This window comes from Halalkalibacter flavus, assembly GCF_036663575.1.
GTDB lineage: Bacteria > Bacillota > Bacilli > Bacillales > Bacillaceae_D > Halalkalibacter > Halalkalibacter flavus.
On sequence record NZ_JAWRVK010000410.1, the window covers coordinates 1 to 238 of the forward strand.

Here is a 238-nt window from a genome sequence, read left to right on the forward strand (position 1 = left end):
CTCAAGTTCTTCAATGCGGGCCTGGAGTTCCTTGATCTGTTTGCTGGTCTTGTTAACAATGCCTTGCTCGTCTTCAAGCTTGGCAGTGAGGGAAGCCATTTCCTTGTCCTTCCTCTGGATGGTCTGTTCAAGCTCCTTCTTGTTCCTTTCGAGGTCAGCAACAGCTTCCTGGGTGAGTTTGAGGTCTCCTTCAGTCTTCCTCTTGGCCTTTTCAACATCTCCACGAAGTTTCTTCTCT

1 protein-coding gene is annotated in these 238 nt (G+C 48.7%); it reads right to left on the bottom strand.

The window, feature by feature from the left end:
* On the bottom strand, window positions 1-238 hold a 238-nt coding region (locus tag SAY88_RS25640), incomplete at both ends, for a hypothetical protein (RefSeq protein WP_332635256.1).